The sequence below is a fragment of the Nostoc sp. genome, from assembly GCF_036918015.1.
In the GTDB taxonomy this organism is placed as follows: domain Bacteria; phylum Cyanobacteriota; class Cyanobacteriia; order Cyanobacteriales; family Nostocaceae; genus Nostoc.
In genome coordinates this window covers 1-22006 of sequence record NZ_JBALEO010000034.1, presented here as the reverse complement: position 1 = coordinate 22006, position 22006 = coordinate 1, and the positions used below count along the sequence as shown (strand labels likewise).

At 41.2% G+C, this 22006-nt stretch carries 20 protein-coding genes; 13 read left to right on the top strand and 7 right to left on the bottom strand.

The window, feature by feature from the left end:
* Positions 1 to 384: 384 nt before the first annotated feature.
* On the bottom strand, positions 385 to 1617 hold the full coding sequence (locus tag V7K61_RS07990) for a glycosyltransferase family 4 protein (protein WP_335052519.1): 1233 nt from the start codon (positions 1615 to 1617) through the stop codon (positions 385 to 387).
* A 965-nt stretch (positions 1618 to 2582) separates the two neighbouring features.
* Here V7K61_RS07990 and V7K61_RS07985 point away from each other — a divergent pair.
* Positions 2583 to 3566: a DUF1517 domain-containing protein gene (locus V7K61_RS07985; protein WP_335052517.1), complete on the top strand. Its 984-nt coding sequence runs from the start codon at positions 2583 to 2585 to the stop codon at positions 3564 to 3566.
* A 323-nt stretch (positions 3567 to 3889) separates the two neighbouring features.
* Positions 3890 to 4270, top strand: a complete 381-nt coding sequence (locus V7K61_RS07980) for a calcium-binding protein (RefSeq protein ID WP_335052515.1) — start codon at positions 3890 to 3892, stop codon at positions 4268 to 4270.
* 442 nt (positions 4271 to 4712) lie between these two features.
* Here the strand turns inward: V7K61_RS07980 and V7K61_RS07975 are convergent, their stop codons facing one another.
* Both V7K61_RS07975 and folB read right to left on the bottom strand, forming a co-directional pair.
* Positions 4713 to 5993, bottom strand: a complete 1281-nt coding sequence (locus V7K61_RS07975; RefSeq protein ID WP_335052513.1) for a GGDEF domain-containing response regulator — start codon at positions 5991 to 5993, stop codon at positions 4713 to 4715.
* Between the two features lie 983 nt (positions 5994 to 6976).
* On the bottom strand, positions 6977 to 7345 hold the full coding sequence (folB, locus tag V7K61_RS07970; protein ID WP_069073964.1) for a dihydroneopterin aldolase: 369 nt from the start codon (positions 7343 to 7345) through the stop codon (positions 6977 to 6979).
* A 167-nt stretch (positions 7346 to 7512) separates the two neighbouring features.
* On the opposite strand from folB, the gene menD reads away from it, so the two are divergent.
* The 3 genes from menD (at position 7513) to V7K61_RS07955 (ending at position 10983) form a co-directional block, all read left to right on the top strand.
* Complete coding sequence (menD, locus tag V7K61_RS07965) at positions 7513 to 9267, top strand: 2-succinyl-5-enolpyruvyl-6-hydroxy-3-cyclohexene-1-carboxylic-acid synthase (protein ID WP_335052511.1); 1755 nt, start codon at positions 7513 to 7515, stop codon at positions 9265 to 9267.
* 176 nt (positions 9268 to 9443) lie between these two features.
* Positions 9444 to 9689, top strand: coding sequence for a helix-turn-helix domain-containing protein (locus V7K61_RS07960; RefSeq protein WP_335052509.1), 246 nt, complete (start codon positions 9444 to 9446; stop codon positions 9687 to 9689).
* Positions 9670 to 10983 (top strand): site-specific DNA-methyltransferase, encoded by a 1314-nt coding sequence (locus V7K61_RS07955; RefSeq protein WP_335052507.1) that lies wholly within the window; start codon positions 9670 to 9672, stop codon positions 10981 to 10983. The genes V7K61_RS07960 and V7K61_RS07955 overlap by 20 nt, the downstream gene beginning before the upstream one ends.
* Here the strand turns inward: V7K61_RS07955 and V7K61_RS07950 are convergent.
* Both V7K61_RS07950 and V7K61_RS07945 read right to left on the bottom strand, forming a co-directional pair.
* Positions 10958 to 11905: a hypothetical protein gene (locus V7K61_RS07950; protein ID WP_335052505.1), complete on the bottom strand. Its 948-nt coding sequence runs from the start codon at positions 11903 to 11905 to the stop codon at positions 10958 to 10960. The genes V7K61_RS07955 and V7K61_RS07950 overlap by 26 nt on opposite strands.
* A 210-nt stretch (positions 11906 to 12115) precedes the next feature.
* Positions 12116 to 12940: a DUF2887 domain-containing protein gene (locus V7K61_RS07945; RefSeq protein WP_335052503.1), complete on the bottom strand. Its 825-nt coding sequence runs from the start codon at positions 12938 to 12940 to the stop codon at positions 12116 to 12118.
* Between the two features lie 186 nt (positions 12941 to 13126).
* Between V7K61_RS07945 and menB the strand changes: the two genes are divergently transcribed.
* Positions 13127 to 13960 carry a 1,4-dihydroxy-2-naphthoyl-CoA synthase gene (menB, locus tag V7K61_RS07940; protein ID WP_335052501.1) on the top strand — a complete coding sequence of 278 codons (834 nt, stop codon included), beginning with the start codon at positions 13127 to 13129 and terminating at the stop codon, positions 13958 to 13960.
* A 126-nt stretch (positions 13961 to 14086) separates the two neighbouring features.
* Here menB and V7K61_RS07935 read toward each other — a convergent pair whose 3' ends face one another.
* Positions 14087 to 14401 carry a hypothetical protein gene (locus V7K61_RS07935; RefSeq protein ID WP_335052499.1) on the bottom strand — a complete coding sequence of 105 codons (315 nt, stop codon included), beginning with the start codon at positions 14399 to 14401 and terminating at the stop codon, positions 14087 to 14089.
* A gap of 427 nt (positions 14402 to 14828) precedes the next feature.
* Entirely contained in the window at positions 14829 to 15383 is a 555-nt protein-coding gene (locus V7K61_RS07930; RefSeq protein WP_094349567.1) for a DUF721 domain-containing protein, read from the bottom strand.
* A 74-nt stretch (positions 15384 to 15457) separates the two neighbouring features.
* Here V7K61_RS07930 and V7K61_RS07925 point away from each other — a divergent pair, with 74 nt between their 5' ends.
* The 7 genes from V7K61_RS07925 to V7K61_RS07895 all read left to right on the top strand — a co-directional run.
* Entirely contained in the window at positions 15458 to 15799 is a 342-nt protein-coding gene (locus V7K61_RS07925) for a hypothetical protein (RefSeq protein ID WP_335052497.1), read from the top strand.
* A complete protein-coding gene (locus tag V7K61_RS07920; protein ID WP_335052495.1) occupies positions 15753 to 17117 on the top strand; it encodes a hypothetical protein in 1365 nt (454 codons plus the stop codon). Before V7K61_RS07925 ends, V7K61_RS07920 begins: the two co-directional genes overlap by 47 nt.
* Before the next feature lie 261 nt (positions 17118 to 17378).
* Positions 17379 to 18128, top strand: coding sequence for a PspA/IM30 family protein (locus V7K61_RS07915; protein WP_335052493.1), 750 nt, complete (start codon positions 17379 to 17381; stop codon positions 18126 to 18128).
* Between the two features lie 163 nt (positions 18129 to 18291).
* Positions 18292 to 19068, top strand: a complete 777-nt coding sequence (locus V7K61_RS07910; protein ID WP_335052491.1) for a PspA/IM30 family protein — start codon at positions 18292 to 18294, stop codon at positions 19066 to 19068.
* 174 nt (positions 19069 to 19242) lie between these two features.
* Positions 19243 to 19578: a thioredoxin family protein gene (locus V7K61_RS07905; protein ID WP_094349563.1), complete on the top strand. Its 336-nt coding sequence runs from the start codon at positions 19243 to 19245 to the stop codon at positions 19576 to 19578.
* A gap of 52 nt (positions 19579 to 19630) precedes the next feature.
* A complete protein-coding gene (locus V7K61_RS07900) occupies positions 19631 to 20842 on the top strand; it encodes an LL-diaminopimelate aminotransferase (protein ID WP_335052489.1) in 1212 nt (403 codons plus the stop codon).
* 412 nt (positions 20843 to 21254) lie between these two features.
* The coding region (locus V7K61_RS07895; RefSeq protein WP_335052487.1) for an NF038130 family PEP-CTERM protein at positions 21255 to 22006 on the top strand (752 nt) is incomplete at its 3' end.

Below are 22006 nucleotides of genomic sequence, written 5' to 3'. Positions count from 1 at the left end.
TGTAGGGTGCGTTATGACTTTAGTCTAACGCACCAAACCCTTTAAAATGGTGAGTTACGCTTCGCTATAACACACCCTACGTGTTGTTCAAAAATCAAATAGTAATCCTATATTGTTATACCAATTTGAAAAAAGGATGCGACAAATAGACCATTTGTAGAGACGCGATTCATCGCGTCTTTACCCAAAGATGTGTTGCAATCATTAATTGAATTGGTATTAGTATTTTTTTAATTTTCTGATTTAGGACTGCCATAGCAAGAATTGCAAACCACAGATACCCGACTTATTAAATAAGTTGGCAATCTTGTTGAGCGCGAATGATTTAGGATTGCTGTAGATTACTGGAATTAGATTTTGGTAATTTTTCAATGTGCATTCATTTCACAAAATTGCGTTTTTCCCCTCTGATTTATAAAGCGATCGATGAAGAGTTCTACGCTTGGCTAATTCTTTACCTTTCCGGCCGAGTTGCTCGCGTAGTTGTTGGTCTTTGCACAACCGATTGAAAGCTTGAAAAACTTCATAACCAGAATTGGGATTAACTAGTAAGCCATTTTCTTCATGCTGAACTGTATCTAGAACACCGCCTAAACGAGGGGCAATTATAGGCTTACCAAAGTAACTTGCTTCTAAATAAGCCATACCAAAACCTTCCATATTATTAGGTTTAGTATCCGATAAAGTCAGCATGGCAAATATGTCACAAGCTGCATAATAACCTGCTAATTCTCGCTCTGGTACATATCCGGCAAAGTGGACGCGCTTATCAACTCGCAAACGATGCGCCAGAGATTTCAGTTCCGACTCACTTGACCCTTGCCCGCAGAGTATATAGTGGACATCAACCCCAAAAGTTAGCAATATTGGGATGTTATCAATTACTCGGTCGAAACCTTTATGTTTTGCTAGTCTGCCGATGGAGAGAATAACTATTGCTGAATCAGGAATGTTGTATGCCTGACGCACGCGAACCCGTAAATCATCAAGACTACTGGGACTGGCTACATTATTACCAAATTTTTCTGGTCTGATTACGGGGTTAATGACGTGGGTAGGAGTATCTAATCGGAAAGCAGTTCTTAGGTAGTCTCTTGTATAAGAACTATTACAAACAATACCTTCGGCGCGTTTGAGTGTTAATTTAAATAGCGATCGCAGCACGGGATTGTGTAAAGTACAAAGAAGATCGTTGCCGTGCAGATAGATAAAAAAGCGAATAGGTAACAAATAGCTCAATAGCAACAGTGAAGGAAAATCATAGCCGTGGCCCCACTCTATATAACGATAGTGATAGCGAAAATAGAGTTTAATTGCTAGGACAAATGAGCAGACGATATTGACAAAAGGCTTGAGGATATTTCCCAGATAGCCGCTACGCCAGCATCTAGGATAATACCAGCGATACACAGGAAACTGTTGACCTTCATCAAATACTCGATCTCCTGAGCAACTAGCTGCCAGCACAATTACTCGTTCTGGATCTTGCAGACATCGATTGTAGATATATTCCCCAATTACAGCTTCTTTCGGCATGAAAATCCGGGATATAACTAGGATATCTGGGTATGCAGCTTTGTCTCTGATTTCGGCTGTTAGTTGAGAAATATGTTCCATAATAAAGTTGATGACTATATTTCAAATAGTTTTTAATATTTACAATTAGGATTACTTTCAAAGCCATCATTATTATTTTATTTCTTTTAAAACGAATTTGGTAGACAAATTTGAAGCCTATTTTAGAAGATTAGCCAGGAAGATTGTTTTTTTATTGTGTTGATTTTATTTTTGTTGCAAATCTATCATTATTTGAGAGTTTCTGTGGATAATGAACAAAAAATAAAAGCTAACACTTGTAGCTAAATTACTCAGTAAACAACGGCTGCGAAAATTCCGAAATTTAGCTACGTTCAATAGAATATCCTAAATCCCTAGACTGTTGTGCCAAAATGCCAAAATCTTTGTAACTATTTAGTAGCGACAAGATGTCTATTTGGAATGACTGACAAGGATTGCAGACACTTTTTAGCCTTCTATGTATACGTAAATTTTTAGCATCCAGATGTATTAATAAATGCTATTGGCGGTAGCGAGGCGTTTTGCCCATGCTAAATATTGAGTAATCAGTTCAGAAGTAGTACTACTTATTCAGTGAAGGATTAAAAAAATTAGTCAAAATAATCACTAAAAATTAAAATCATCTGTATAATTCAAAACTGTAGTCTGAAACTACTAGTCCAAGGCATAGCAAACCATTGCCCGTAGGCGTAGCCTGCACTTCTCTACGAGACGCTCCGCGTAGCTTGCTTCCCCGGAGGGGTACGGCTGCGCTCAGTGACCATCGTAGACATCGCAATTTCTGTGAGGATAAACATATCTTCAGGTACGGTTCCCCAGTCGAGAAATCCCCCCTGCGATCGCTACTTACCAAAGATAAGACGCGGTAAATTGAATATGTAGCCTCTAAAAGTGAATGCTACAAAGTTACTTGTTACGGGCTAGCCTTAGCGACATCCTGCAACACTGCTCCCAGAATAGGGAAAAATCATAAATAATAATTCCGTTTTTCAAGCGATTGTCTTATGCGTAAAAAACTACAACAAACCATCAAACCGCTGTTAAAAACCTTCTTAGCCCTGAGCTTGGTGTTAGCTTTGGCTCTTGGTCACGCTGATGGCGCATTAGCAGCCCGCAGTGGGGGTCGTATCGGTGGTGGCTCCTTTAGAGCGCCTTCTAGCCGCACCTATACACCGCGTACCTATGCACCTCCTGGCGGGGGCGGATACTATCCTGGGGGTGGCTTTGGTGGTGGCTTTGGCTTTCCCTTCATAGTTCCCTTCTGGGGTATTGGAGGAGGATTTGGTGGTATATTTACCATCTTAATTTTCTTGGCGATCGCTAATTTCTTATTGCAAACTTTCCGCCGCGTCTCTAGCGGTGAAACTCCAGAAGCAGATTACAGCAGTAACTCTCCTGTTTCTGTAACTCGTTTGCAAGTAGGTTTGTTAGCTCAAGCCCGTGAATTGCAAAATGAACTCAACCACATTGCTGAAACTGCTGATACTAACACCCCAGAAGGCAGAGCAGAAATTCTCCAAGAAGCCAGCCTAGCTTTACTCCGCCATCCCGAATACTTTGTATATGCAGGTGGTGGTACTCAACAAGCCAGCTTGAATTCAGCTGAAGGTCAGTTTAATCGGCTGTCATTGGCAGAACGCAGCAAGTTTAGCGAAGAAACTCTTTCTAACGTCAACAACCAGCTCAAAGCAGCCCTTGCCAAAGAAGCTTTACCTCCGGCTGGTGAACTCGACAACCCTACTCGCCTATTTACCGAAGGCCCTGGTGAATACATTATCGTCACCTTGCTGGCGGCGACACTAGGTAAGTTTGAAATCCCGACAGCTATTAATAGTGCTGACGATTTGCGTCAAGCTTTGCGGCAAATTGGTAGTATCCCTAGCGACAAGCTTCTAGCAATTGAAGTTCTTTGGACTCCTCAAGCTGAAAATGATACCCTCACATCTGATGATGTGTTAGCAAATTATCCTGATTTGAGACTTGTTTAATCTCTGAAAAATTTTGCATTTTGGTGCAACGAATAAGTTCCCCCTTAAGGGCAATAACTACAAAACCGCTCGTCATTGACAAGCGGTTTTTGTAGATTTTATATCATCTCCAGATAAATTAGTTATGATTACCACAGTCGTTGGACACCAAACCGTTAAAGCTACGCTTCATCTCCCCCTAAGAGTTTGCAAAGAGGGGATTAAGGCGTGGGGTTCTTGGAGTTTAATAAGTAATTAAGTGGACATAATAGATATACTTAACTATGATTTTAGAAACATTTTGGTAGTATTATCAAAATGAATTATACGCAAAGTGTTATCTTATGCCTAGTGTTGAAGCCGACGAAAACCGAGAGCATCGCATTAAAACGGAGATCATTGTAGATGCTGAAGACAAAGAAGACCGGGCTATGGGTTGGTACTACTACCTCGAAGAGACTCTGAATTTTCCCTTTTTGGCTAAATGGACTAAGAAGGGACGCAAATCAGGTGCTGTCGAGGAGAAACAAGTCGAAGTACTGGGAATGGCCCCAGACGATGAGTGTTTAAAAGATATGTTTATCGAAGTGGCTTATATTAATGGTAAGGATGAAGATGTATATTCTGCAAAATTATCTGAAATAGCAGCCATTGATGCTGACAGTGAAACTCAAGAAGCGATCTCAGACTGGCTCTATTGGATTGCTAGAGGTTATAAGTTTTGAAGAAGAATGCAGAATGCAGAATTCAGAATGAAAGTGGCAAACTTAAACCTATTTTCAGCCTTCGCCTGAGCGCTTGTCTAAGAGGATGTTTGAAAAGTCCTTTTCCTAGTAGCAAAACGTTTTAGATCCCCCTAAATCCCCCTTTTTAAGGGAGACTTTGATTCCAGTTCCCCCCCCTTTTTAAGGGGGGTTAGGGGGGATCAGCTAAGTGCCTAAAATCACAGCTAAATACTTTTCAAACAACCTCTAAGTCCGCCAGTCATAAAGAATTCAATACTGTTAGCGGATAGCTAAGGTTTAGCCCATTCTGACTCACCTCGACTGCGCTCGGCGACCACCTGACTCCTGAATTCTGTTTTTCGGTTTTTTCCATGACAGAATTATGGGGGTTCTCGGTTGTATACCATAACCTTAGTAGCGCCTAGAGTAGGATATTCCATTCTTAACTAAATATGGCATAAGTAGCTTTTCCCTGGCGTTTAGCTTGGTACATAGCAATATCAGCATCCCGTAGCAGAGTTGTCGGCTCCTCATAATTACTAAAGTTCCAAGTAATACCAATGCTAGCTGTAGTAGATAATTGATATCCATTGAGATTTACTGGCAATCGTAAAGAGTCTTGAATACGTTTGGCAACATTGGTAGCGTCAGTAATGTCTTTAATATCCTCCAAAAGAACAGTAAACTCATCACCACCAAATCGCGCTACAGTATCGCCACTACGTAAGCATGACTCTAAACGTCTAGCGATCGCTACTAAAAAATCATCCCCTATTCCATGCCCAAAGCGATCGTTAATCTCTTTGAAGCCATCTAAATCCAAAAATAAAACTGCAAAATAATAATCGCTTCTGCGTTTGCTACGTTCAATAGTTTGTCTGAGCCGATCTAAAAATAAAACACGATTCGGTAATTCTGTTAGCCCATCATAAAATGCATTGCGGATCAGTTGTGCCTCTGTCTGCTTACGTTTAGTAATGTCTTGAAAAACTAAAACCGCGCCAGTAATATTGCCATCTCGATCGCGGATAGGTGCAACATTATCCCCAATCGCTATTTCTTTGCCATCTTTGGTAATCAATGTACAGTTTTCTGGTAAATTGAAAATTTCACCTGCTTCGATTGCATAAGTGGCTAAATTTTCAATTTTTTCTCCTACATCTTTATTAACTAAGTTAACGACTTCTATTAAATCTTTCCCCAAGGCTTCACTTTGCTTCCAACCAGTGATTAGTTCTGCTATGGGATTCATCATTTCAATACAACCATTTGCATAGGTAACAATCACTGCACAACCCATACTATTAATAATTGTCATCAACCTCTGTTTTTCTTCGTATAATGTTTTTTTGATCTGATGTTTGTACAGGGTCATTTCAATCACAAAATGTAAATCACTTTCAAGAAATGGTTTGGCTATGTAACTAAAAGGCTCACTTAGCTGATTTTTATCTAATGTTTTATATTCCGAATACTCCGTTAGATATACTACAGGCACATGAAAGTTATTCTGAATAATATCAGCTACGTCGAAACCGTCTATTTCAGCTAGACAGATATCAATTAATACTAAATGTGGATGAGTTTCTGCTACCTTTTTTATTACCTCTTCACCAGATTCAGTTATTTCTGATACTAAATAACCTAACTTTTGTAAACTTTTTCTAATATTTGAGGCTAGATTTTTTTCATCCTCAACAACTAGGATTTTGCGGGCGAACATGTTACGATAACCTGTTTGCTAAGGTTCAGATTCTTGTTGTCAGTGTCAACTCAAGTCAAAAGCGCTTATCTTATCATAAACAATCTCTAACTACCCTGTATTATTGCTTGATATTAATACTGACTAATGAGTAAATAGCATCATGTTATTAATCTCCGAAAATTTCTATGCTTGTCAAAGCTAATTTTGATTAATTTATGTAGCTAATATGATGCTAATAAACATCCAATTCAAATTAGAATGTAATTATCAAGCACTCAAAAACTGATTTTAAAATGTATACAATAATTTTTTCTTGGGAAAGTATAAACACTAAGTATAATATCTATATACAAATTAATCAAGAATAAAATTTCATAAAATCACAGTATATTACTTTAATATAAGTTAAAAAAATCTAGCTCGTCTCGTATGTATATTACATACATCAAATTATTATTAATGATTAATCGTTACCTGTAATTAAAGAGTTTAATCCTACTTTACCTACAAATAGCTTTTATATCAGATGAGGTCTAGATTACGGTCTAAAGCTGTCTGAAATCTTTAATGATAAGTAAACTCGTATTAATTATAAATATTTATACAAAAACCGTAATTTTTTGTAAAATCCTCAATTTCATTGTAATAGCATGGCAGGCATAAATATGTGCAATAGAAAATTAATTATGTATCTCAAATATCGATATTTGAGATATTTTTAACTGCACTATTTTAGCCTTGCCACGCCACTACGGGTATTTTAAAAATAAAATACTAGCTCTACAGCTTCTGGTTAATACTTAATCACAATTCCTGTCCTCTGAAAATATGCAAGTTAAATGTTCATCAGCAGCTCGCAGCGTTTTTTAGTTTTTTGGTAATCAACAGATGCTGGTAGCAATGGCAGAAAAGATTCTCATTATGAGACATTTCCAAGCTCGGCGTAAACCCCCTGTTCTTCGCTAGCTGATAGATATTGCAAAAAAACACATTGTGTGGATTTAAAGATTGGACTTACTTTTAGTCAGTTCAATGCTAATTTTGCCACCAAAGTCTGGAATAGGTGCAGCAGGTTTGCTGAGAGTGACTTGGACTTTTGTTACACGATCGCACTCTTGGAGAATAGAATCTGCGATCGTTGTTACCAATTTCTCCACCAAAACAAATTTAGACGTTTTGATCAGATGTTGTATCAAGCTAATGACGCTGCGATAATCTAAAGTGTCTTCGATCGCGTCAGTCTTGGCCGCTGTGGAGATATCCAACCATAACCTCACATCCACCTCAAACCATTGTCCTAGCACCTGTTCTTCTGGTAGATACCCAGTGTAGCCATAGCCGCGAATTCCCGTTAAATGAATGCAGTCCATAAAAGTTTGAGAGCAAATTGTGCATTTTGTCGAAAGTTGAGCAAGTTTGCTTGGAGATTTTCTTTCCCAGAAACTCGCGTGGCGGTGATTGAAGCCAACACCGCATTGATGGATTTTAAATTGAATTTCCCTAGACAAAATCTAAAATTTAAGATTGTTTTATAGCTATGTTTGATTTAATACCGATTGCTTATAGGAATGTTAATCAACTTTGGGCTTATATTTTAACAGAGACCCTAAAGCGGTTGGGATTGACTTGTGCCATCATTTGCCCCGGATCGCGCTCTACACCGTTAGCGATCGCTTTTGCTCAACAAGCACCTGAAATTGAAGCGATTTCCATTCTCGATGAACGTTCCGCCGCCTTTTTTGCTTTGGGACAAGCTAAAGCAACCGGACGCCCTGTGGTACTAGTTTGTACCTCTGGTACAGCAGGAGCAAATTTTTATTCAGCAGTAATAGAAGCCTCATATAGTCACGTACCACTGTTGATATTAACTACCGATAGACCTCCAGAATTGCGAGATTGTCACTCTGGGCAAACTGTAGATCAATTGAGATTATATGGAAACTACCCAAATTGGCAAACAGAGTTAGCCTTACCCTCCGCCGATCTGGGAATGCTAGCTTACCTGCGACAAACGGTAATTCATAGCTGGGAAAGGGCGCAAACTCCTACAAAGGGGCCAGTACATTTGAATATTCCCTTTCGCGATCCCTTAGCGCCTGTACCTGATGGAACCGACTTGAGTTATTTGCGATCGCAGTTTCACCCAGAAGACTTTTTCGCAGGAATAGCAAACCCATGCCCCATGCCCCATGCCCCATACCCCATACCCAAAGAATGGAAAGAGTGCGATCGCGGCATTATTATCGCAGGTGTTGCCCAACCCCAGCAACCAGAGGAATATTGTAGAGCGATCGCACAACTTTCCCAAACTCTCAAATGGCCTGTGCTAGCAGAGGGACTTTCCCCAGTCAGAAATTATGCCGAACTCAACCCCTATTTAATTTCTACCTATGACCTGATTTTGCGAAATCAGCAACTAGCAAAGCAACTAGCGCCCGAAATGGTGATTCAGGTAGGTAAAATGCCTACAAGTAAAGAACTGCGTAGCTGGATAGATGCAACCCAACCGCGACGCTGGGTAATTGACAAGAGCGACCAAAACCTCGATCCTTTGCACGGGAGAACGACGCATTTAAGGATATCTGTAGAAGACATAAAAGCAGAAGAGAGAAATTTATCTTTCTCCTCAGACTATTTGCAGCAATGGTGTGATGCGGAAGCTAAAGTCAGGTTAGTTGTTGACGAGACGATGGGGAAAATAGATGAAATCATTGAGAGTAAAGCAGCTTGGTTAATTTCTCAGATTTTACCGCCAGAAACGCCTCTGTTCATTGCCAATAGTATGCCTGTGCGGGATGTGGAATATTTCTGGAAACCGAATAATTTAGGAGTGCGATCGTACTTTAACCGGGGTGCAAATGGCATTGATGGCACTTTATCCACAGCTTTAGGAATTGCCCATCGCCAGCAAAGTAGTGTGATGTTAACAGGAGATTTAGCACTGTTACATGACACCAATGGTTTTTTAATCCGCAATAAGTTTGTCGGACATTTGACGATTGTGTTAATCAACAACAATGGCGGTGGGATTTTTGAAATGTTACCCATTGCCAAATTTGATCCACCATTTGAAGAGTTTTTTGGCACTCCCCAGGATATTGATTTCGCTCAGTTGTGCGCGACTTATAATGTGCAGCATGAATTGATTACTTCTTGGCAGCAGTTGCAGCAAAGATTAAACCCACTTCCAACTCAGGGAATTCGGGTTTTGGAGGTGCAGACAAACCGCAAAGCAGATGCGAAGTGGCGACAGGATAATTTGAGAATATTTGCCGCAGATTTTGTAATTTAACTCTGCCATTAGATATTACTAAATAGCGAGATGCAAGGTATTAATTTTGCGAAATGTTTATGTTGTCAAAATTAAAACTGATTTATGTAAGCATTTCAAGCACTGGTACTGCTGCTGAAACTTGCAAGATATTATAATTAGTAGTACAATAACGACTCTAGCGAATTTAGCGACAAATGCGACAAGATGTAGAACATAACAATGATATTTCGTTTTTAACAACTATTGAAGTAGCTCAACTTCTTCGTGTTCACCAAAGAACCGTACAAAGATGGATATCATCAAATAATCTTAAAGCTACAAAAGTGGGGCCAAGAATTTGGCGTATCAGACAAAAAGACTTAGATGAGTTCTTACAAATAAATAACAGTAGAAAACAAGCAGAAGAAGATATTAACTCAAATGGCAACAGGAATACCTAGTCGAAATAGTCGTAAAAGTCAAAAACAAAATGTAATTCCTTTTCGTCTGGAATATGAAGGTAAAATTCCTATAGAAGATATATTAAAAATTCCTGTCGCCAAGTTACATCGCATAATCAGTATAGATGAACATCCAAGAAACAGACTCATCTATGGAGAGAATTTAAGAGTTCTTAGTTCATTCTTGAACGATGATACTATCGCTGGTAAAGTTAGTTTAATTTATATTGACCCCCCCTATGCAACAGGGAGTAGTTTTGAGTCTCGTCAAAGAGACCATGCTTATCACGACCTAATAGAAGGTGCAGAATATTTAGAGTTTTTACGTCAACGACTGGTTTTACTCAGAGAAGTTTTATCAGATGAAGGTTCTATTTATATACATTTAGATGACAAGATGGCTTGTACTGTCAAAATTCTAATGGATGAAATTTTTGGTTCTAAAAACTTTCGCAATTTGATTACAAGAAAAAAATGTAACCCAAAAAACTATACACGTAAACAGTATGGAAACACCGCTGATTACATTCTATTTTATACAAAAACAGATAATTATATATGGAATCAGCCTTTTAACCCTTGGACTGAAACTACTGCAAAGAAAGAATATCAATATGTTGAAAAGGAGACTGGAAGAGTTTATAAGAAAGTTCCTGTTCATGCACCAGGTGTAAGAAAAGGTGCAACAGGTCAACCCTGGAGAGGAATATTACCTCCTCCAGGTAAACACTGGCAATATACTCCAGAAACTTTAGACGAAATGGATGCACGCGGAGAGATTTACTGGTCAACAACAGGGAACCCAAGAAGAAAAGTTTATTTAGATAATAGCCAGGGTATTTCAGTCCAAGATATTTGGCTTGACTTCAAGGATGCTCACAATCAAAATATTAAAATTACTGGCTATCCAACAGAAAAAAATCCAGATATGATCAAACGAATAATTCTAGCCTCATCTAATGAAGGAGATATTGTATTAGATGCATTTGCTGGAAGTGGTACTACTGCTGCTGTAGCTGAAGAGTTAGGTAGAAAATGGATAGCTATTGATAATTCCCAACTTGCTATAGCTACAATAGTTCAGCGTTTAGTTAAAGGGACAGAAGCAATGGGTGACTTCATTAACGGAAATAGTTCCGCTAAACATGAAAATAAGTGCTTAATAGGTATAAATAGAATTTTACGAAGTGGTCTAGATTTATATATTGAAGAAACACCAGAATTAGAGTTTATCTCTGATACTGTAATACATGATTGGGATAGCAAACTCAACTTTCAAGCCAATCTTGTGTAAATCTCTCATCAAGCATTTTCAGAGTGCATACCATTATGTTGCCACTACCATAACTTTCTAGACGAGCGTAATCATTCCACATAGATCCTAGTAGCAATCCTGGGCCATCATTCAAAAAAAATACTTTTAAAGCCACTTTATATGTATCAGCATATCTGAGAATATCAGTTGCTTTATCTCGATTTCCACCAGTCCGATCATCTTCTTGAGAACCTCCTCTATCAGAGTCATAACGAGCAAATCCAACTACTAAGGGGGTTCCATCTAATCTAGATATAAAAATATCTGCTGGAGTTTGAGCTTCCCAATTATCTAAAACCTTATCAAGCATTACATCTTTTCCAGCACGAACTGGCCCCCGAATTATATAGTTTTTACCAAATACTCTGTCAAACCATAAGAAAAACGCTTCTGTCAAGTCATAGCCTTTTTGCCCCCGTTTACTCTGTTCTAAAAGAAGAGCCATCAGAGTTTCATCGGGAACAGGACGACTTTGCAAATTTTTTCTAACTTCTTCTAAGCTACGAAATCTATCACCAAAATCGTTAATTATAGTGGGAATATCACGTTTTTTCTTGGTCATTTCTACTGTCGTATCTGGTGATACATACCTCCGAAATACTCTAAGAAGTTGAATACGTAAAGGATCTGGGTCTTTTGTAATAATTTCGAGTAAATTTGCAGAGCTTGTTGCTTCGTATACCAATTCTATGAAACGCTCCAAAACTTTCTCGTAGAGTATTTTAGCTTCATCTAAAGAATCAGGGTAGAATGGTGAGTCAAATATGGTAATCCACTTAGATGCAGTTACTTTGTAGCTACTGAATGAAATCAAAGGACAATCTCCAGCACCATAATCGATACAATCTTTTAAGTATAAAACACATAACTCTATAAAAAACGCCAAAGCTAATGCTTCCAACTGTTCCTCGCAGTTTCACCAAATAGTCATTTTAACAGTCGCAGCAAGAGCGATCGCACTTTTTCTTCCACCGCTTCTGATATACTTGCGCGTCTACAAATGCTTCTTCACTTCGGGAAACTTTATTTGTAGCCATCATTATTTTACGGAGTGCGTAGGCGTAGCCCACCGCAGGTATCGCCCTTCTTCTCTGGATCTCTGGGTGGAAACTTACCCGCTTACTTCACCTTGTAACCACCCTTCTAAGTCAGCAAGAGTAGAGAAATCCAACAAAGCATCACCTAAAGCTTCCAATTGTTCCACCGATAGCCCTTGAATCTGAAACAGAAGCGCATCAGGAATTGCACCCACAAGTCGCTTTAACTGTCGTAAAACTACCTTTCTTTCTCCTTCTTCCTTCGCTTCTCGAATAGCCCGTGGTTCTTCCAGATTTAGTCCCAACATTGCTGCAATCTCCTCTCGACTAAGGTTAGAAAACTTGTAGACGATAATCGTCGTCACTAAATCAATTATCGCTTGCTCCGACTGTTGCCGTGCTTGCTCCAATAAAAACCGCGCCCCTTCCACTGCTTCTGTTTCAGAAGTAACATTTGTCAGCAACATCAAACCCAATCCCAAAGGTTGTTCTCGCAAATCCCCCAACTCATCCAGATAAACCCGCCTGACTTGGCCACTTTCCAACAAAGCGCGGTGAATCGAAGAGGAAGAAGGTTCAAGACTGCGAGAAGCAAAAATTATGACTCCAAACCAGTCATCGTAACGAATCGAGTTGCGGTAGAGAAACAAAAACAACTCACTAAAGAAGCGGTGATACAGGTCTTCATCCTTCTGAAACTGGACTTCCGCAAAAAAGACGGTTTTGGAAACTGCATTCGCGGGAGGTAAAAACACTCCATCAATCCGAAACGCCGTTTCTTTCACTTCAACTGATTCAAACTGGTAGTTTTTCGCTTCTGGAGGTGGCTCATCTACTAATTCAAACAGCAAACCGGGAAATTGCTTAAATAATTTGTAGAAGATGGTGTCACGTCGCATTTTTATTCCTCAACACCCAGACAATTACCAGATTGTAAAGGCTTGAGATACCAATTTTAGCGTAGGCGTAGCCCACACTTCTCTACGAGACGCTCCGCGAACGACTTAGCTCAGTGACCACCGCAGGTATCGCTTGTCCCTACGTCCGCGATAAAATTCTCAAGCACAACAGCGCACTCCATACCAATGCAAATTAACTGGCAAACTGCCAAAACCTACGAAGATATTCTGTATCAAAAAACTGATGGCATTGCGAAAATCACCATTAACCGCCCCCACAAACGCAATGCCTTTCGTCCCAAAACTGTCTTTGAACTGTACGACGCTTTCTGTGATGCTCGTGAAGATACTACTATTGGTGTTGTCCTATTTACTGGCTATGGCCCACACACTGATGGCAAATATGCCTTCTGTTCTGGTGGCGATCAAAGCGTGCGAGGACATGCGGGTTATGTGGATGATACTGGCATCCCCCGCTTGAATGTGCTGGACTTACAACGCCTGATTCGTTCGATGCCGAAAGTGGTTATTGCTTTAGTGGCTGGATATGCGATCGGTGGTGGACACGTTTTACACTTGATTTGCGACCTTACCATAGCCGCAGATAATGCCATTTTTGGACAGACTGGCCCGAAAGTCGGCAGTTTCGACGGTGGTTTTGGAGCTAGCTATCTCGCCCGCGTTGTGGGACAAAAAAAAGCTAGAGAAATTTGGTTTCTCTGCCGCCAATATGATGCACAACAAGCGCTAGAAATGGGCTTAATTAATTGTGTCGTCCCAGTGGAACAACTAGAAGCTGAAGGTATTCAATGGGCGCAGGAGATTTTAGAAAAAAGCCCGATCGCAATTCGCTGTCTCAAAGCCGCCTTCAACGCTGATTGTGACGGACAAGCTGGTTTACAAGAACTCGCTGGCAACGCCACCCTACTTTATTACATGACAGAAGAAGGATCTGAAGGCAAACAAGCCTTTCTCGAAAAGCGTCCACCAGATTTTCGCTCTTTCCCTTGGTTGCCATAGAATTGCAAAAATCGCACCTCGCTAAAGGGTGCGATTTTTTATATATCAACTTTTACAGCACTAAAAATCTTAAAAACAAATCTTATTTTAAGTAGACTACAAACTCAGTCCAGTAATAATGGATGACTAAATGACCACTGCTTTAGTTTTTACCTGTTCAGATATAGAAACCGTGATTTCCTCTATCGGGGCAAGAGTAGCATTGTCTAAATTTGAAGCTAGAGATTGACAAGATGTTAAAACTGGGGCTGCATCTGGTAAACCCCAAGCATCTTCCAAGGTTTCCCAAGAAGGCGCAAAAGGTGGCAGTGCCAAAGAGCAAGCCTTCCAAGTCGCTTGAACTGGTGCGCCCAACTGCTGGCAGGTTCCACCACGGCGACCTTCTGGCTGGTAATGACGGCAATATCTACAGGCTGATGCTAAAACTTTAATGGGTTTCATTCGGATTCATCTTTAGTGTTGTTTCTGGCTGAATTTCATCTTTATATTCTGCTTCTATATATAAAGACGGAGAAAAGCCAAAAAGTCATTATTTTCTATAGGTTTCAGCGATCCCAAGTAAAAAATAAACTTCAGGATATTTTTATAATCTTGTTATATATTTAAATAATCATTAGAGCAGTTACATATAGTTATCGTCTAAAACTTATTAGGGATCAAGAATAAAAGTAAAGCTTTTGATTTGTCCAGCCTTTTAACTTCCTCCTTAAGGATGCCTTAAGGCATAGAATTTTAGATAAATAGTCTGCTTCATGTACCACATTCGGCAGATTTTAGCGATAAACTATATCTTTTCTCAAGAATTAGAAAGATTTGATGTAATGGCAGCAAATTATTTCAGGATAAACTCTGCTCAACGGATAATTGCTCAACTATTTTGCTTTGAAAACTGTTTAGCAGCACAAACAGAACAGACTTCCCAGCGCTGGAGTTCACCGGGTGGGGTGGGAGATTGGCACTGGGGACAAAGGGGTAAGCCATGCGATCGCGATCGCACAATTTTCGTCCAATGTCCAAAAGCCGCATTTACATCTTTAGTGGGTGTGGCATCAGGGCGGCTAATCTCATCCCCAAGGTAACTGGGATGCTCATGAGGCGAAACCGTTTGTTGCTGTTTTCTCTCCACCGACGGATTCTGCCAGCTAGCAGTAGAGAAGCGAATATCAACCAAAGGCGTTGGCAGCTTTTTATTCAACTTTAAAAGTAGAGATGTGCGACCAAAAGTCAGGTTTTGCGCCCAAGCAGCACTAGAAGTTGCTACCGACAAAACATCACGCTGAATCGATAATGGTCGAGTATTTGCGGCAACTACTGGGCCAACAACTTCTGCCCAACACTTGAGCAGACGTTGAAATGGTTGCTCCTGCCATTTAGCCTGCTTTTCCAGAATCCTTAAAACATCATTAATTGATTTCAACGACATTATTCAAAGTGGGGAGTGCTGAGTGAGGAGTGAAGAAGGGAATAGGGTACAGGTTACACCTGGATTTCTCACAAGTGAGAAATCCAAGGGGTGTGGGAGGTGTGGGAGGTGTGGGAGGTGTGGGAGGTGTGGGAGGTGTGGGAGGTGTGGGAGGATGGGGAAGAAGTCTTACCCCCCACACTCCCCACACTCCTCTTCCCCTGAAGCCTACACTATGCGTGAGAAATCCGGGTTACAGGGTGCAGATTATTCCCTCTCACCTGTCACCTCTTCCCCAATCCCCAATCTATTTAAATAATTTCCGCTACTATTGTCACAAAATATATCTAAAAGTTGATTCTAGTAATCTACGTTTGAGGCACAAAGGCAATGACTCAAAACCCCCTGAACGACTCCAGTACTCATCAATCGTCTAAAAAACCTGGGTTGAAACCAGTACTAGCAGCAGCACTAGCAAGTTTAGAGGTGCCGCTAGATCAAGAATTAGCTCGATACCGACGCACGCGAACTGGTTTGGTGTCATCTAAGCAGTCCCGTGTTGCAAGTTACCTCAGCGGACAACCCCAATCGTTAACTACCATTTCGACAATATTGGGCGCAACTCAGTCATCAGCAACGGAAATTAAAATCAACGTATCGCCTGCATCTGTACCCGTGAATCCTGAGATGAATCCAGCGCCAGCTACGGCAAAAATTGATGTCTCACCCGCATCTGTAGCTGTGAATCCTGAGATGAACCCAGCACCAACTACAGCAAAAATTGAGGAACTGAATAATCTTAATGTGCCCTTCACCTCCAATGCAGCTAAAACACAAACTCAACTCCCACCACCCCCACCCAACTTTAGTAGCAGCATTGTGCCAGCGATCGTTAAAAATACTAAAAGCGAAAATCACTTGCAGACAGATGATAGCCCCAAGCACCCAGATGACTATTTAGAATCTAGTGAAGCACTGCTGCGAAGTCTGACAGAAGAACAACCAGAAACCAAGAAACCAAGCAATTCTACTAGCGACAGTCTGCTATCACCTTTGGGTATTGGCTCCATGTTGCTGCTATTGGTGGCTAGTCTGATCTTGGGTTATGCAGTCTTCAATCCCAAAAGCTTGCCACAATGGAATTTAGGTAATTTATTTAACGGCAATTCCTCTCCCACACCAGAAAATACTGAGGAAGTTGGGAGTAATGTCCAACCTCAAATTCAGCCACCAAGCACATCTATACCCAAATATCCCAATCTAGCTACTGAAGAGTTTCCTGAAGTAAGAGATCCCAATGATGTAGTTGGCTTAAAACCCAAAGTCCAACCAACCCCCGCTGTAGTGCCTAATCCAGTTGTTCCCCAAAACCCTGCAAATCCTCAAGGGGCATTTTCTAACCCCAATACAGCCCAATCGACTAACCCGATCGCCTTAGCACCAGTACCGGCGCTAAGATCCTTGCCTCCCCTAAATTTACCTCCCACTTCACCGACAAAAACCTCGCCCAAGCCAATCGCAACGTCACCAAAGCCAGATGCAGAAATCAAGCCAGGAACAGATGGGTTTTATCATGTAGTGATAGATAATAAAGGCGCAGCTTTTGCCTCAGCACGGCAAGTAATTCCTGATGCTTATTTATCGCCTAACAAAGAATTGATTTATCTGGGTGCTTTTAAAACTAAAGAGCAAGTAAAACAACAGATGAAACTGTTAGAAGCAAAGGGAATCAAGGCACGAGTTCAGCAGCCATGAATTGCCAAAATCTACGATATTATGAGATAACAGTCCTGAGTCAATTGAGTGCTGAGTAGGGAGTGCTGAGTGCTGAGTGGTAGAGACAAAATATTGTTTGTTTACGAACCCACAACAAAAAATATTATACTCAAAACTTTAATTAGGCACTCAGTACTCCATAACTACGCTATGACAAAAAATATTATACTCAGCACTCTTAACTCCTAACTCAGCACTCAGAACTCAGCACTCAGAACTGGATTTCGTTGGAGAGCCGATATGGAATTAATCAAGCGTATCCTGCGGGTGATTCGCGCTAATCTCAATAGTTTGATCGGTGGTGCAGAAGATCCAGAAAAGATTTTGGAGCAAGCTGTCCTAGAAATGCAGGAAAATCTGGTGCAGTTGCGGCAGGGTGTAGCACAAGCGATCGCTACCCAGAAACGCACTGAACGACAAGCAGCCGCTGCTGAGTCTCAAACAGAAGAATGGTATCGCCGCGCCCAATTGGCACTGCAACAAGGTAATGAACCTCTAGCACGTGAAGCTTTGACTAAGCGTCAAGCCTATAAAGAAACTACTACAGCCCTCTTTTCGCAGATAGAGCAGCAAAACGAGATAGTTGCTAGGCTAAAAAAGGATATGCGATCGCTAGAGTTAAAAATTTCCGAGGCGAAAACTAAAAAAGATATGTATATTGCCCGCGCCCGTTCTGCTGAAGCGTCTTATCGCCTCCAAGAAATGCTCGGCGGAGTTTCTGCTACTAGTAGTCTGAGTGCCTTTGAGCGCATGGAAGAAAAAGTTTTGCAGATAGAAGCTCAATCAGAAGCGATCGCTCAACTTAGTAGCGACGACTTGGAAACACAATTTACTTCTTTGGAATCTAATGATGTAGATAGCGAATTGGCAGCGATGAAGGTACAGGTTTTCAAGCAGTCAGAAAACACACAGCCCAAAATCCTAACCGAGGAGAGCCAAAAGACAGAGCAGCCTCCCCAACAGCAGTTACCCAAAACTCAGGATTCTTGAAGTTCTACTAATTACCCCAGTTTGGCGATATCTTAACAATTAAGAGTTGTTAGGAGGTACTGATTCAAACTGGTAAAGATTACATTGAAATAGGTAGCTATAAAAAAGTAAAAAAGCTAACTGTCCAACAAAAAGCGTAAATCACACAAGGAAAAACAAAGTTATGGGATTATTCGATCGCATTAAGCGAGTAGTTAGTTCTAACCTCAACGACCTGGTTAACAAAGCCGAAGACCCCGAAAAAATGCTAGAGCAAGCCATCCTGGAAATGCAGGAAGACTTGGTACAGCTGCGTCAGGGAGTAGCCCAGACGATTGCCTCCCAAAAACGCAGTGAGAAACAGTATAATGATGCCCAAAATGAAATCAATAAGTGGCAACGCAATGCCCAACTAGCGCTGCAAAAAGGTGATGAGAACTTGGCGCGACAAGCTCTAGAGCGGAAAAAAACTTATACAGACACCAGTGCTGCCCTCAAAGCTAGTTTAGATACGCAAAGCACTCAAGTTGAAACCCTCAAGCGCAACTTAATCCAGCTGGAAAGCAAAATTTCTGAGGCTAAGACCAAGAAAGAAATGCTCAGAGCTAGAATCACTACCGCCAAAGCCCAAGAGCAACTCCAAGGTATGGTGCGTGGGATGAATACCAGCAGTGCAATGGCTGCCTTCGAGCGGATGGAAGAAAAAGTCTTAATCCAAGAATCCCGGGCCCAGGCACTAGGAGAGTTAGCAGGTGAAAATTTAGAAAGCCAATTTGCTCAGTTGGAAGGTAGTAGCGATGTTGATGATGAATTGGCAGCTTTGAAAGCGCAAATGCTACCACCCGCAGCTCCACAAAATCAAGCCCAACTGCCACCGCAACAACAAACCACTGCTCCTAAATCTAATGAGGTGGTTGATGCTGAGTTAGATTCCCTACGCAAGCAATTGGATCAACTGTAAAATTGACAGAAAACTTATTTAAGCTAGTCCCACACCTGTTGGCTGTGGGATTTTACGTCATTAGTCAATAGTTAACAATCCTAATCACTATAAATTATTAACTATGGACTATTGACGACTTTGGGATAAAGTATTGTGTGTGCCAACTTTGATCGCCACCTGATGGAGACTGCAATGAGTAAGGCTGTAATCACCATAACCGATGCTGAGTTTGAAACCGAAGTGTTAAAAGCCGAGCAGCCTGTATTAGTTTATTTTTGGGCTTCCTGGTGTGGGCCTTGTCAATTGATGTCGCCCGCGATTAACTCAGCTGCCAGCGAATATAGCGATCGCCTCAAAGTCGTTAAGATGGAAATTGACCCCAACCCACTGACTGTTAAGCAGTATCAAGTCGAAGGTGTACCCGCCCTCAGACTATTTCAAGGACAGGAAGTTTTGATATCCACCGAGGGAGTCATCGGCAAAGAGAAATTATTTGCTCTTCTAGATACCCACTTAAATAGTAATTAGTCAATAGTTCATAGCAAATGACCAATGACCAATGACCAATGACTAATGACTAATGACTAACATACAGTTTGCAAAGCGTTTACAACCCCTAAAATCGAATGTATTTGCTGATATGGACAGAGCCAAGGCAGTCGCTTTGGCCGCTGGACGAGAGGTAATTGATTTGTCGTTGGGGTCTTCTGATTTACCAGCGGAGGGACACGTTATTGAGGCGATCGCCCAATCTCTCCACGATCGCAGTACCCACGGCTATCTGTTATTTAACGGTACCCAAGGATTTCGCGAAGCCGCAGCCAACTGGTACGAACAAAAATTTGATATCAAAGTCAATCCTCAAACTGAGGTACTACCTTTAATTGGTTCTCAAGAAGGCACAGCCCATTTACCCCTAGCAATACTTAATCCAGGAGATTTTGCCCTGTTGCTCGATCCAGGTTATCCCTCCCATGCGGGGGGAGTTTACCTAGCCAGCGGTCAAATCTACCCGATGCCACTACTGGCAGAAAACGGTTTTTTACCAGTGTTTGCTGATATTCCCGCCCCAGTATTGGCCCAGTCGCGGATGATGGTATTAAGTTATCCTCATAATCCCACCGCTGCGATCGCACCTTTATCTTTCTTCCAAGAAGCTGTCGCCTTCTGCCAACAACACAACCTCGTGCTGGTTCACGATTTTCCCTACGTAGATTTAGTATTTGGGGAAAGTAGAGAGTCGGCAGATTCTTCTCTTAATTCAAAATCCTTAGTCCCTTCAATTCTGCAAGCCGATCCAGAGAAAAGCGTCTCGATTGAATTTTTCACCCTTTCCAAGTCCTACAATATGGGCGGCTTCCGTATTGGCTATGCCATCGGTAATGCCCAGTTAATTAACGCCTTACGCCAGGTAAAAGCCGCCGTTGATTTTAATCAGTATCGGGGAATTTTGAATGGTGCGATCGCTGCCCTAACAGGCCCTCAATCTGGCGTAAAATCTGCTGTCACCACCTTCCAGGGGCGGCGTGATGCTTTTATCAGTGCTTTACACCGCATTGGCTGGAATGTTCCTACTCCCCAAGCCACAATGTACATCTGGGCAAAATTGCCCTCACCTTGGAGTGAAAACTCCGTAGAATTTTGTACTCAGCTAGTCAAACAAACTGGTGTCGCGGCTTCTCCAGGTGCTGGCTTTGGCAAATCTGGAGAAGGGTATGTCCGTTTTGCCTTGGTGCATGAGCCACCTTTGTTAGAAATTGCTGTAGAAAGAATGGCTGAGTTTCTTCATTAAATTTCTTCTCAAGCTGAACGCCAAGGATTTTTAGTGGCAAAGTCTACCAATGGAGCATACGGTAGGGGCACACATTTGTGCATCCCTACTAATTACCGTATTGTACTGAACTTAAAAATATTGGGTTGTAATTTTTTGCGACTATAGGATTTGACTAAAATACGTAATTAAACGTATATAACTATCAAAACATTCTTCATCTTTTTATTGATAATCAGGAGTAACTTTACCCAATCAGGTCTCTCCGTTTCTTAAACTGGGTTTGTACGCTCAGATACCAAAGACGGCTAAAAAATACAGGTCGTGCTTTTAAGCAGCCGTATTGCTAAAAAGCCCGTGGTCAAGACAGCCCAAGCCTAAAAACGGCACTAGTTTAAAACTTAACTTCCAAACTGACAGAGACTTGAAAACAATGAAAACGACTTTTCAGACACTTGTAATTGGTGCCTCAATGGCTATTGGTGTGAGCGCTCTTGCCACTGCCCCAGCACACGCTACATCCTTTGACTTCAATAATACAGGAGAAATTAACACCTACACTGGTGGCTCAACTGGTACCTTCATTAAAGGGAATGCACAAGGTGGTACTAAATCTGCCATCAAAGCTTTGACAGATAACGACTCCAGTTCTAACGTCGAGCTTTGGTATAGTAGCGAAACCCCAGGTTCTAATGTTGGCTTCACCGCCACAAAAGGAACTTATACAGCCACCGTTAGCAGTGTCACTGCTAATGACTGGAATAGTTTTGGTTCGCAATGGCTAGGCGATTTATTGAGTAGCTACACACCATTTCAATCAGTTTGGAACGGGTTTTCAGCCGACAGCAAATCACTAGTAACTAGTTATTTTCCTTCCTTGGGAATGGGAGATCCGAACATTGGTGGTTTCCAATTCGGTCAAAATGGCGGTGTGGAACTGAAGTTAGTTGGTCACTTGGATGTAAAGACTAAACTTGCAACAACTATTTCTACTAAGGTTGATGAAAAGTGGAATGCGATTAAATCACAGTTTCCTCAACAAACAACTCAACCAACCCTTTCACAACTTGAAAGTTCAATTCCACAACTACAAACACAACTAAACGCAATTCCAGGACAAATTACAACGCTGCAAACACAACTGAACGCAATTCCAGCACAGATTACAACACTGCAAACACAACT

Coding starts and splice junctions, on each gene's coding strand:
- V7K61_RS07990 (WP_335052519.1), bottom strand. CDS start 1,617: ATGGAACATATTTCTCAACTAACAGCCGAAATCAGAGACAAAGCTGCA.
- V7K61_RS07985 (WP_335052517.1), top strand. CDS start 2,583: ATGCGTAAAAAACTACAACAAACCATCAAACCGCTGTTAAAAACCTTC.
- V7K61_RS07980 (WP_335052515.1), top strand. CDS start 3,890: ATGCCTAGTGTTGAAGCCGACGAAAACCGAGAGCATCGCATTAAAACG.
- V7K61_RS07975 (WP_335052513.1), bottom strand. CDS start 5,993: ATGTTCGCCCGCAAAATCCTAGTTGTTGAGGATGAAAAAAATCTAGCC.
- folB (WP_069073964.1), bottom strand. CDS start 7,345: ATGGACTGCATTCATTTAACGGGAATTCGCGGCTATGGCTACACTGGG.
- menD (WP_335052511.1), top strand. CDS start 7,513: ATGTTTGATTTAATACCGATTGCTTATAGGAATGTTAATCAACTTTGG.
- V7K61_RS07960 (WP_335052509.1), top strand. CDS start 9,444: ATGCGACAAGATGTAGAACATAACAATGATATTTCGTTTTTAACAACT.
- V7K61_RS07955 (WP_335052507.1), top strand. CDS start 9,670: ATGGCAACAGGAATACCTAGTCGAAATAGTCGTAAAAGTCAAAAACAA.
- V7K61_RS07945 (WP_335052503.1), bottom strand. CDS start 12,940: ATGCGACGTGACACCATCTTCTACAAATTATTTAAGCAATTTCCCGGT.
- menB (WP_335052501.1), top strand. CDS start 13,127: ATGCAAATTAACTGGCAAACTGCCAAAACCTACGAAGATATTCTGTAT.
- V7K61_RS07935 (WP_335052499.1), bottom strand. CDS start 14,401: ATGAAACCCATTAAAGTTTTAGCATCAGCCTGTAGATATTGCCGTCAT.
- V7K61_RS07930 (WP_094349567.1), bottom strand. CDS start 15,383: ATGTCGTTGAAATCAATTAATGATGTTTTAAGGATTCTGGAAAAGCAG.
- V7K61_RS07920 (WP_335052495.1), top strand. CDS start 15,753: ATGACTCAAAACCCCCTGAACGACTCCAGTACTCATCAATCGTCTAAA.
- V7K61_RS07915 (WP_335052493.1), top strand. CDS start 17,379: ATGGAATTAATCAAGCGTATCCTGCGGGTGATTCGCGCTAATCTCAAT.
- V7K61_RS07910 (WP_335052491.1), top strand. CDS start 18,292: ATGGGATTATTCGATCGCATTAAGCGAGTAGTTAGTTCTAACCTCAAC.
- V7K61_RS07905 (WP_094349563.1), top strand. CDS start 19,243: ATGAGTAAGGCTGTAATCACCATAACCGATGCTGAGTTTGAAACCGAA.
- V7K61_RS07900 (WP_335052489.1), top strand. CDS start 19,631: ATGACTAACATACAGTTTGCAAAGCGTTTACAACCCCTAAAATCGAAT.